The 11,305-nt window shown below is 34.6% G+C and carries 8 protein-coding genes and 1 pseudogene; 5 read left to right on the top strand and 4 right to left on the bottom strand.

Annotated elements, in window-relative coordinates; genetic code table 11:
- The 4 genes from dnaB to ACP6PK_RS11675 form a co-directional block, all read left to right on the top strand.
- A partial coding sequence (gene dnaB, locus ACP6PK_RS11690; protein WP_426559748.1) for a replicative DNA helicase occupies positions 1-1,649 on the top strand: 1,649 nt, incomplete at its 5' end.
- 480 nt (positions 1,650-2,129) lie between these two features.
- The gene (locus tag ACP6PK_RS11685; RefSeq protein WP_426559747.1) at positions 2,130-2,387 is read left to right on the top strand and encodes a hypothetical protein; all 258 of its coding nucleotides are present in this window, start codon (positions 2,130-2,132) and stop codon (positions 2,385-2,387) included.
- A gap of 1,139 nt (positions 2,388-3,526) precedes the next feature.
- A complete protein-coding gene (locus ACP6PK_RS11680; protein WP_094675285.1) occupies positions 3,527-4,186 on the top strand; it encodes a YkvA family protein in 660 nt (219 codons plus the stop codon).
- Positions 4,187-4,189: 3 nt separating this feature from the next.
- Positions 4,190-5,347 (top strand): pentapeptide repeat-containing protein, encoded by a 1,158-nt coding sequence (locus ACP6PK_RS11675; protein WP_426559746.1) that lies wholly within the window; start codon positions 4,190-4,192, stop codon positions 5,345-5,347.
- A gap of 482 nt (positions 5,348-5,829) precedes the next feature.
- On the opposite strand, the pseudogene ACP6PK_RS11670 reads toward ACP6PK_RS11675, so the two are convergent.
- The 3 genes and pseudogenes from ACP6PK_RS11670 to ACP6PK_RS11660 form a co-directional block, all read right to left on the bottom strand.
- A pseudogene (locus ACP6PK_RS11670) lies at positions 5,830-6,390 on the bottom strand (Uma2 family endonuclease).
- 125 nt (positions 6,391-6,515) lie between these two features.
- A complete protein-coding gene (locus ACP6PK_RS11665; protein ID WP_426559745.1) occupies positions 6,516-7,061 on the bottom strand; it encodes an FKBP-type peptidyl-prolyl cis-trans isomerase in 546 nt (181 codons plus the stop codon).
- Positions 7,062-7,344: 283 nt separating this feature from the next.
- A complete protein-coding gene (locus ACP6PK_RS11660; RefSeq protein ID WP_094675277.1) occupies positions 7,345-7,671 on the bottom strand; it encodes a phasin family protein in 327 nt (108 codons plus the stop codon).
- Positions 7,672-7,914: 243 nt separating this feature from the next.
- Here ACP6PK_RS11660 and ACP6PK_RS11655 point away from each other — a divergent pair, with 243 nt between their 5' ends.
- Positions 7,915-8,274, top strand: coding sequence for a zinc ribbon domain-containing protein (locus ACP6PK_RS11655; RefSeq protein WP_094675275.1), 360 nt, complete (start codon positions 7,915-7,917; stop codon positions 8,272-8,274).
- A 511-nt stretch (positions 8,275-8,785) separates the two neighbouring features.
- Here the strand turns inward: ACP6PK_RS11655 and ACP6PK_RS11650 are convergent.
- Positions 8,786-10,960: an ATP-binding protein gene (locus tag ACP6PK_RS11650; RefSeq protein WP_426559744.1), complete on the bottom strand. Its 2,175-nt coding sequence runs from the start codon at positions 10,958-10,960 to the stop codon at positions 8,786-8,788.
- Positions 10,961-11,305: the final 345 nt, after the last annotated feature.

Here is an 11,305-nt window from a genome sequence, read left to right as displayed (position 1 = left end):
CGGATAGATTAAATTTAGCTAAACTGGATAATTCCTGGAATGAGCAATTAGAAAAGACGGAAATTTTCTGGGATGAATTGGTGAGTCTGATGGCAAATTTTGCCGAATCTAAACATAGGTCAGTAAATAGTAGAAGGGGAAAAATACCCTCTACTAAAAATTCTGAGAATTTAACTACTGCTGATACTATATGTAGGAAAAATTTTCTCACAGATATCGGAAACCTTCCCTCGGAAAGTCAGAGTTTAGACTCGGATAGATTAAATTTAGCTAAACTGGATAATTCCTGGAATGAGCAATTAGAAAATACAGATATTTTCTGGGATGAAATTGTCTCTATAGAACCAGTAGGAGACAAGCAAGTATACGATCTGACCATACCAGAAACTCATAATTTTGTAGGTAATGATATTTGTCTTCACAATACTAGCTTTGCTGTAAATATTGGTCATAGTATTGCCGCTAACCAAAAGTTACCAGTCGCTATTTTTAGTTTGGAAATGTCTAAGGAGCAATTGGTATTAAGACTATTAGCTAGTGAGGCAAAAATTGAAAGTAATAGACTACGGTCTGGGCGTATTAGTCAGAATGAATGGGAACCTTTAACTTCCGCTATTGGTACTCTTTCGGAAATGCCAATTTTTATTGATGATACTCCTAATATTACTGTTAATGAAATTCGTTCCAAAGCTAGACAACTTCAAAGTGAACAAGGTGGGGCGTTAGGATTAATTTTATTAGATTATTTACAGTTAATGGAAGGCAGTAATACTGATAATCGAGTCTTGGAGTTAGCAAGAATTACTAGAAATTTAAAAGGTTTGGCGCGGGAACTTTCGGTGCCGATTATTGCTTTGTCTCAACTTAGTAGAAGTGTGGAGTCTCGAACTAATAAAAGACCAATGATGTCTGACTTAAGGGAGTCTGGTTGTTTGACTGCCGAGACTTTAATTTATTTAGTTGATGGTAAAAAAATTCCTATTTCTCGTCTGGTTAATCAATCAAATTTTCCTGTTTTTGCTTTGAATGAAAATACTGGAAAATTTGAGTCTGCCATGGTTAGTCGGGTTTTTTCTACTGGGGTTAAACCTATCTTTCGTCTGCAAACTTCTTCGGGAAAATTGATTCGCGCGACGGCTAATCATCCTTTCTTTTCTATGGGGGGTTGGAAACAGTTGAATAGTCTGAATATTGGGGATTCTCTTGCTATTTTGAGTCAAAAAATGCTTAAATGTTCAATATTGTATTGTGGGCAATTTCTGTCTCAAGCAGATCTTGGGCCAAAATATGGTGGAAAGTTAGGGTCTGTTGTTAAGTCTCGTGAGTGGGAAGGCTGTACGGAAATTGATGTAGAATGGGATGAAATTGTCGAAATAATCCCTGATGGGGAGGAGGAGGTTTTTGATTTAACTGTTCCTGGTCTTCATAATTTTGTGGCGAATGAGATTGTCGTTCATAACTCTATTGAGCAGGATGCCGATCTAGTTATTATGCTTTATCGAGATGAGTATTATTCCCCGGATACTCCAGACCAAGGTATTGCTGAGGTTATTATTACTAAGCATCGGAATGGTCCGACTGGTACGGTGAAGTTGTTGTTTGACCCCCAGTTTACTAAGTTTAGGAATTTGGCAATTAATAAAAGATAAGCTTTCAGCGGTCAGCTTTTAGCAGTTAGCTTTTTTCCTAAGTTTAGAGTCTGCTAAAAGAGCAATAGAACTCCGTTCCCCTTCGCGATCGCTCTTTCCATGCTAAGAGGCAATCAAATATTCAGGAATTTTCCCAGGAACAATGCCAGAAATATTTTCATCTTGTGAAGCTTCCAGCAAATACTTGTTTTTCCCTCGTCAAATATTTCCATCCATCCCTCCTCTGTGAAAAATCACTAACATTTTCATCCTCTGAAGCTCCAAAAAGTTCGGCGCGTTAAAGGAATTTTCCCAGAAGCAATGCCAAAAAAATTTTCATCTTGTGAAACCCGTCAATATTTGTTTTCCCTCGTCAAATATTTCCATCCATTCCACCTCCGTGAAAAATTACCAATATTTTCATTCTCTGAAGCTCCTGAAAAAAAGTTCGGCGCGCCAAAGGATTTTTCCCAATAGCAATGTCAAAAAAATTTTCATCTTATGGAACTTCCCGTAAATAGTTGTTTTACCCTCGTCAAATATTTCCATCCATCCCACCTCAGTGGAAAACCACAAACATTTTCATTCTCTGAAGCTCCTGAAAAAATCGACTCGTCAGGCGATCGCTCTTTCCATCCAGTGGAAAACCACAAACATTTTCATTCTCTGAAGCTCCTGAAAAAAGTTCGGCGCGCCAAAGGATTTTTCCCAATAGCAATGTCAAAAAAATTTTCATCTTATGGAACTTCCCGTAAATAGTTGTTTTACCCTCGTCAAATATTTCCATCCATCCCACCTCCGTGAAAAATCACCAACATTTTCATTCTCTAAAGCTCCTGAAAAATTCGGCGCGTCAAAGGATTTTCGGTTGCAGCCTCAGAATTTTTGTGATATCATAAAATTTAGCTGGATCCGTTCGCATATACGCATGATTTTTTATTCAACCCAATTTCCTTGTCAGAAGGACAATCAAGTATTCAATAATTTTTCCTATCAAATTGCTGATATTTTCAAGATGAATGTTAGGAAGCGATAGAACGACCTTCCGCGAGAGCGATCGCTCAATCCATTTTTTTTCATCATTAAATTTTTCCATCTAACCTCGTCTATGGAAAACCACAAACACTATCATTCTGTGAAGCTACCAAAAAAAATCCGCGCGTCAAAGGATTTAGGGTTGCATCCTTGCATTTTTTCTGATATGCTCATATTGAGATGTGCTTATTCGTATATGTATATGACTTTTTATTCAATCAAATTTCCTGATCAGAAGGACAATTAAATCTTCAATAATTTTTCCTAGAGCAATAACAGAAATACTTTCATCTTGTGAAGCACTCCTAAATCCTGGCTTTTTCCTGATTAAATTTTCCATCCATCCTCTTTTCAGTTATCAGTTATCCGCCTTCAACTCAAATTACTGATATTTTCAAGATAAATGTTAGGAAGCGATAGAACGACCTTCCGCGAGAGTGATCGCTCTTTACCATCGAGTGGAAAATCACCAATATTTTCATTCTCTGAAGCTCCTGAAAAAAAATCGCGCTGCCAAGGATTTTTGGTTGCAGACTCACAATTTTTCTGATATTATAAAGTTTTAATGGCATTATTCGTATTTAAGCATGATTTTTTATTCAACTAAAATAGTATAGCTGGTCAGCGATCGCCTCTTCAGCTATTAGCTTTCTACTTAAAATAACAATCCTTAAAAGATAAAATATTAGACAGTAATAGAACTCCATTCCGCTTCGCGATCGCTATTTCTATATATCAAAGAAAGTTAGAGTTTAGGAATAAATATCAGTTAAAATATGAATAGAGTTTTAGACATAGCCATCAAAACTTTGATTAACCTACTCTCTTAAGAAAGAAAATTTTGCAATTAATAAAACTTAATTATGACCGATTTATTTACCTCTGATGACTCCCTAGAAAACCAAGAAATCTATTCCTACAGGATTGAAACATTATCTAGTTTTCCTGCTAATCTTTTTAGATTTAAAGAATATAACTTTGCCAAAGCTATTGCATTATGCTTACTAATATTTACCTCAATCTACACATTTTTTAGTTTTGTTGACTTCATAAAAAGCAATTATATTCTACCACCAATCCCTTTACGAGAATGGTTTTCTTATATAGAAGCACTTTTTTATGCATTTTACTCAATTTTTAGTAACCTATTAAACCTTTTTCATTTTGTTTTCATTCTAACTCCGCTAGGATTATCCATGTTAATAGCCTGGTTAATTTTTGATCCAAAAGAGGTAAGTAATTTTGTTTTAGGAATTACTAATATTGTATTGGGAGTCATAGGAATTTTAAATCCAACCGATATAATTCCAGATTTTATTCCAGTTTTTGGAACTGCAGATGATATCTTTAGTGGTGGTTTAGCGGGCATAGGAGTATGGCTTTTCTCTATTGCAGCAAAACGTAGAGAGAATGATTCTCAGGTTATCAAGCAACTACAAGAAGGAAAAATTAATGAAATAGAAGGGCTAAACTTACTACTAGCAGATAAAGGAATTGTTGTGAAAAATATTAAGGAGGATTAGTCAATGGGAGCAACTATTTTTCAAACAAAATTCAAAGATAAATTATCTATATCAATATTATTATTTCAGATAAAATCTTATACTGTAAGAACTCTTTTGCTATTAATTATAGGACTAATAATTTTATTAGGATTAGCTAATCCTGCCTATGCCTACAAGAGAAAAGATGTCTACAAACTTGTGGAAACTAATAAGTGTATTAAATGCGATATCTCTTCTTATCAAAAGCTTCCCAGAGTTGGAAGTCTAAATGATACTAATCTCCGAGGTTCAAATTGTGAAAGAACCAATTTCAGTGGTATGTCCTTCAATCAAGTCAATCTCAGTAATGCAAAGCTGATTCAGGCTAATCTTTCTCAGATAACTGCATTAGATATAAATCTTCAACAAGCTCAATTAAATGGCGCTGACCTGAGTGGGGCTAAACTTAATAAAGGAAACTTAACTTCTGCCGATCTGTCTCGTGCTAATCTTCAAGAGATTGATCTGAGTCAAGCCAACCTACATCAGTCTAATTTATCTGATGTAAATCTTAGAGAAGCTGGATTCTATCAAGCTAAACTTGACAATGCCAATTTAACTAGAGCCAATTTGACTCAAGCTTATTTAAAAGAGGCAAATATGCTTTATGCCAATTTAACTAGAGCCAATTTGACTGAAGCTTATTTAAAAGAGGCAAATATGCGTTATACAACTTTATTAGAAGCTAACTTAAGTTATGCCCTGCTTAATGGTGAAAGTGACAAACAGAGGACAGATTTGCGAAATGCTAATCTCAAAGATGCCTTACTAATAGAAGCTAGTTTAATTCAAGCTGATTTGCGTCAATCTATTTTGGTGAAGGCAAATTTAACAAAGGCTAACTTAACGGCAGCTCTTTTAAACAGTGTGGATTTTGATCGAGCTAATTTAAGTGGTAGCATTTTAGAGCAAGCTGACTTAAGAAAGGCTAACTTGAGCAATGCTACATTAATAAATACCGATTTTAGTAATGCAGATTTAAGGGGAGCCAACTTAACAGGTGCTAATATTGATGATCGTACAAATTTTAACAATGCCAATTTGAAAGGATGTATTATGCCTGATGGATCGAGCTATCATTCTTCTACAACAATTATAGAAAAAATTAGAGGTTCTTTAAGACTTAACTCAATGAAATAAGGGTAGTTTAATAGAATCTAAAAGTCGGCTAAATCACAGTGAACTATCCCAAAAAGTCAAGGGGAAATAGGGAGAACAGAGACTTTTTAAAACTTAAGGTAATGAATCAGCAAAATTGAGTGCTTTTTAAGAAAATAAGGTTTTATTATTTATGGCTAGACTATGCCGAAACAGGAATTTTGTACGCTAAGAACACCTAAAAACTTGAAAGAAGGAATTATTATTGATATATTTCAGATAATTTATAGAATAAATAAGTAGCTTTTCAGTTAATATAGAAATTATAAATAGGTTGTAATATTTTATCGTAGGGGTTTGGTATTCAAACCCAACCATGGCGACTAAACCGCTATAGTTTTTTTCACAAATCATTTAGGATTAGTATATAAGCATTCTTCAACAAATTTTGACTTAATTCGTAAGTAAAAAAAGCTGAAAGCTGACTGCTAATAGCTGTTTGCGCAGCAGTCCGCAGGAAATGCTTAATCATCAAACACAGGCGGCCAAAGTTCAACAATAGATAATTCCCACTCACCAAATAACTCAGGAATAGTCAAAATATCTCCATTTTTAAACTCAACTTCTTCACCATTAGGACGATAAACAATAACTATTTATTTGTCAGGATCTATCAATATTCCTACTTCTGCTCCTAATTCTAAATACTTCTTTATTTTATTTTTTAAAAGTTTAATCCTATCACTTTGAGACTTAATTTCTACCACTAAATCAGGCACTAACTCCCCAAAATAACGAACACTTTTTTTCAAACGTTGGGCACGAACAAAAGAAACATCAGGAACCTTTAAATTAGTATCTGGAAGAATAAAAGCACCACTAGAATCAAACAAACGTCCGAGACGACGTGGGTAAACCCAATTGCCTAATAATCTAATTAACTGAACACCAACTTCACTAGAAACAATATCCGACAGACCCATAACTAATATCTTTCCTTCATCTAATTCTAATTGATAATCTAAACCTACTTCATTCAGAGTACCTTGCAATATTTCTAAGTCTTTAATTGTGAGATTTGACATATAATTTTTAGGAATTAAAGAACAATATAAAAAGGGAATAGAGAACAAGTCTCTATCCCCTATTAATAATTATAATTGCTAATATTTAATAGCTGTTTGCGCAGCAGTCCGCAGTAAATGCTTAATTAATTCGCAATTCTCAATAATTCCACATCAAAAATCAGAGTAGCATTAGGAGGTATAACCCCACCAGCACCACGGGAACCATACCCTAATTCTGACGGAATAATCAACTTACGACGTTCACCAACTTTCATACTACCTACTCCTTCATCCCAACCTTTAATAACTTGACCTACGCCAACTTTAAATTGGAAAGGTTGATTGCGATCGCGAGAACTATCAAACTTAGAACCATCCTCTAAAGTTCCAGTATAGTGAACTACCACCGTCTGACCACTTTTAGGAGTAGCGCCATCTCCTTCTGTTATAACTATATACTTAAGACCAGATTCAGTAGTAACTGCTTCGTCCATAATATTTTCTGCCATTGTAGTTGTTGGATTTAGTTTAGTACCTTCTGCCACTTCCTGCTGAACTTCAGTAGAATTTACAGTACCTAATGTATTTTGAGAAGCAACTGCCTCTTTTCCCGAACCTGTAATTTGAGCAATAATCAAGACTAAACCACAGACTATTACTATTCCCAGACTAATAATAATTCCTCGCAAAATTAAACCTCCTAATTTAACTCAAAATTGAAAAGTTAAAAGTCAAAAATTCTCACATCAAGTTTGAATTATAGTTACTAAAAGTATAGTCAAATATAGGCAGACTGAATTCCATTTCACCCCTCTTAAATTTAGTCCCTGCTGCAAATTTAACTTCTAACTTCAGGAAAGTTAGAACATTATCACATTTCTCAAATTTAGTCAGTGCAGGGAATTTAACTTCTGACTTCATAATATTCTGAATTCCAAATTCTAAATTCTAAATTCTAAATTCTAAATTCATCTAACGCCAGTTACGGTTTTCCAAATCTCGTATCTGACGCTCCAAACGATCCAAACGACCCCGCAGTTCGTCCATTTCTGCTTGACGAGGAACTCCTATATCCTGCATCACATTCCGCATTTGTCGCTCCATCTGAGCTTCCAAGTTTCCCTGTTCCGACTTAAGTTGCTCCATAATATCATCAACAAAAGTCTTAGCTTGGTCTGGATTGATAGTACCATCTTTAACCCATTGGTTAGTTACTTCCTGTATTTTTTCTGCCACTAGGGAAGTTGTACCAATACCTATCATTAAAAGTTGTTGAAGTAGATTTTCTGTATTATTCATATTTTTTTCCCTTTTTAGGTATATACAAACAACTAACTTAAATTAAGCTAGACACTTAAACTGTAGATCAAAGAAGTTATTGAAGTTATTGAACTTATATAGTAATCACCGAATGAGATGTGAGAAAAAACTGTAGGGATTTGGTCTCCAAATCCAATTTTTGCTCAGGTTTGGAGACCAAACCCCTACGATAAAATATTACAACCCATGGGTAGATTGCTATAGATTTAAAATATAATCAAAATGTTAAATTGTCCTCGTTGTCATCAAAAAGTTGATAGTCAGGCGATCGCTTGTCCGTATTGTCAATTTCCTCTGAAAGCTTTTGGTCATCCTGGTATTCCTTTGTATCAAGCTGAAGGAGAGGAATATTTGTGTAATAATTGCCTCTACCATTTAGATGATACCTGCAATTTTCCCCAACGTCCCTACGCTAAAGATTGTACTCTTTTCCATGACCAATCTGAACCTCTTGTACCAGATTCTACTTATGGTACTAATCATAATAGTTGGTTGAAAATTGTCAAATTTTGGTTTCAAAGAAATACTATTTTGTGGTTGTTTTTGACTTTAATTCTTATCAGTTTTTTACTATCTTTTTGACTAGAGTAGGGTAAGCATTCAGCTAGCTCGTGGTCAGCTCTTAGCTTTTTAATAATGGGAGGTAGTTTGAGATGAATATAGATTTTAACAACTTTTGTAGTAAGATTTTATTCTAGGTCAATTAATATAGCTTTAAACCTATACCAAAAATCATAGCTGATAGCTGATAGCTGACGGCTGAATGCTTACAGAGTAGGAGAGTAGGGGAAGTTACAAGGGTATGTTTTTTAGAATTATGCCTTGAGGTGTGGGGAGGGTGGGAAGTGTGGGAGGAGAAATCAGCGATTTTTTGTATAAAAATCGCACATTTTTTTGAAGTTTTATACTGAATAAATAGCGTGCGCTCATCCCTTTATTAAAAACTTACCCCTGTAAGGAGTAGGGGAGAAATAAAAATATGAATAATTAACACAAACCTAATAATAATTATCAAAAAGTTTGTTGCCCTTTAAATTATATAAGTAAATACACAACCTACAATAATAAACTTCTGAATTCTGAATTCTAAATTCTAAATTACTTCTAATAACTGATTTTCTTCTGGAACTAACTTTTCTTCAAATACTGCTAAATCAAACCAGAAAGTTGTACCTACACCAAGTTCACTTACTAAGTTAACCTTACTATGATGCTTATCAATAATATTTCTAACAATAGACAAACCTAAACCTGTTCCTTCCAAAGTATGAACGCGATTTTCTACTCGGAAAAACCTCTCAAAAATAGCCTCTTGGTCTTCAGGTTCAATACCACTTCCCGTGTCTGAAATTTCAATTCTGACAAACCGATCGGAATGATTTTCAGATTGTAAATGTAGTTCTATTGGTCGAGGAGGAGGAGGAGAAACTATCCATCCTCCTTCTTCAATTTGTTTAGCTTCTATATTGGTATTTTCTAACTCAGATTCTAACAAATAAGCTCGAATTACTATTCGACCTCCTGCTTCAGTAAACTTCATAGCATTACCTACTAAATTAGCGAATACTTGTAGTAATAAATCATAATGACCGACCACAGGAGGCAAATTAGGTTCTATCTCATAATTTAATTCTATTTTTTTATCTTTAGCATTAAGTTGATAAGTTCTTAAAGTTTGTTCTATTGGTTGAGCAATATCAACAGCATTTAGATGATAAATCAAACAAGATTCTAGACGACTTAAATCTAATACATCATTAACTAAACGAGTCAAACGATCTGTTTCGTGATTGGCAGTTTCTAGAAATTCTCGTCTTTCTACTTCACTTAAATCTTCCCCATATTCATGCAAAGTTTCAATGAAAGATTTGATATTAAATAGAGGCGTTCTTAATTCATGGGAGACATTACTAATAAACTGACCTTTTGCTTCATTTAATTCTACTTCCCTCGTAATATCTTGCACAGTCATAGCAATTCCTTTGAGACTATTTCGATATGGAGAAAGAGAATCTGTTTCTAATTGATTTTCATAAAGTGTGCATTCATTAGCGACAGGACGATCGGCAGAATTACAACTATCATAAGCATCATAAATACAACTTTGACAAAGAGACTCTGTACCTGACGATCTGTGTAAAAGAACAGTTGTTAATAAAATTCTAATTGTACGTTTATTTGGTTCATCTAAAGTACAACGATATTCACCACCTTCTATTTCACCTGTAGATATTTGATAAAGTGGTCTATTTAATTCCATCTGTACAGCTACAGGTAAATTATCTGTCACCTTTCCACCAATAACATTTTTTTCTTCCCAACTAAAAATACGTCTAGCCGTCGGATTAACTAATATCAATTGTAAATTAGCATCTAATAATAAAGCACCATCAGCAATAGTAGAAACTAAAGTTTCTAACTTAGCTTTTTCTGCCGTTAATTCTTCAATATTTTGCTTCTTATAACTCTCTAACTGTTCTCCCATTTCATTAAAGCTTAAAATCAGTTCCCCTAATTCACCTCCAAAGGGTAAATCTATCCTTTGTTTAAAATTTCCCTGAGCAATATTTTTCACACCTTCTGATAATTTCTTAATCGGTTTAGTAATAATCAAAGCATTAAAAACTGCCCCTAAAATTACCATTGCCCAGATAGAAACAAACACTGCTAAAGTCACATCTCTAGTCAGATTTGAAGAGACAACAACAGTGGGATTAGGATTAATTCCAACTGCCAAAACTCCTAAATATTTACCCTCATTAATTAGGGGAACAAAAACATCCGTTAATTCTCCATTAGGAGTTAAATGTTGTCGCACCAGAGGTAAAGCAGCAAAATTTTCTGCTTCTATATTGGCCATAAAATCTTCTGGTAGTTGAATCCGACGACGGAGAGTGAGGGATGTTTTGACCTCAGATTCTGAGAAAGGAAGACCTAAGAAAATTTTTCCTTCCTCATCTGCATAGAGCATATAACGTACACTAGAGGTACTTTTGTAGAAAAGTCTGGAAAAACGGGCCACTTCGTTGCGATCGCCTTCTGCTACAAGTGGGGCGACATTAGCTGCTAATAATAGACCCAGGTCTCGACCATAACGAGTATCATTGAGACGAGCATCCTCTTGAATAGTATTTACTGCCCAAAAGCTGAAGCTACTCATTAGTAATGATACTATCAGGGTAATAACTGCCATGAGTTTAGTCTGGAGGGTAAACTCAGACCACCAGTTAGCGATAATTTCTCCGATTTTTTTTAGGAGGGGAAGCATTTTATAATTAATAATTAATAATTGATAATTGATAATTAGGGTTTGCTAAATAAATCTTTTTATTAAGGTAGGGAGGTTACATACAACGTTCCTACGGAGTCCTAGGATCGATTTTCTGCGGAATGCTACGCATTTATGTCAGCGACAGCCGAAACCTGAATCATCGGTACAGGAGAAATAGGAGTTACAGAGAAGGTTGTCTTAAGAATAGTAAGAGTAATTTTTCTCCTATAGTTACCTCAAAATGCTCACTTTTTCAGCTCTATACAATGGAAAAGCTGGCACTTTGTAATGACCTAAAATTGGTCAAACTTTTATTTGTCAATGGTTTTATATTTAATCAGC

Origin of the sequence: Dapis hubbardiae BLCC-M172 (assembly GCF_050016015.1) — a bacterium.
GTDB lineage: Bacteria > Cyanobacteriota > Cyanobacteriia > Cyanobacteriales > Microcoleaceae > Trichodesmium.
This window is presented reverse-complemented; position numbering and strand designations above follow the sequence as displayed.

Coding starts and splice junctions, on each gene's coding strand:
- ACP6PK_RS11660 (WP_094675277.1), bottom strand. CDS start 7,671: ATGAATAATACAGAAAATCTACTTCAACAACTTTTAATGATAGGTATT.
- ACP6PK_RS11680 (WP_094675285.1), top strand. CDS start 3,527: ATGACCGATTTATTTACCTCTGATGACTCCCTAGAAAACCAAGAAATC.
- ACP6PK_RS11685 (WP_426559747.1), top strand. CDS start 2,130: ATGGAACTTCCCGTAAATAGTTGTTTTACCCTCGTCAAATATTTCCAT.
- ACP6PK_RS11650 (WP_426559744.1), bottom strand. CDS start 10,960: ATGCTTCCCCTCCTAAAAAAAATCGGAGAAATTATCGCTAACTGGTGG.
- ACP6PK_RS11655 (WP_094675275.1), top strand. CDS start 7,915: ATGTTAAATTGTCCTCGTTGTCATCAAAAAGTTGATAGTCAGGCGATC.
- ACP6PK_RS11675 (WP_426559746.1), top strand. CDS start 4,190: ATGGGAGCAACTATTTTTCAAACAAAATTCAAAGATAAATTATCTATA.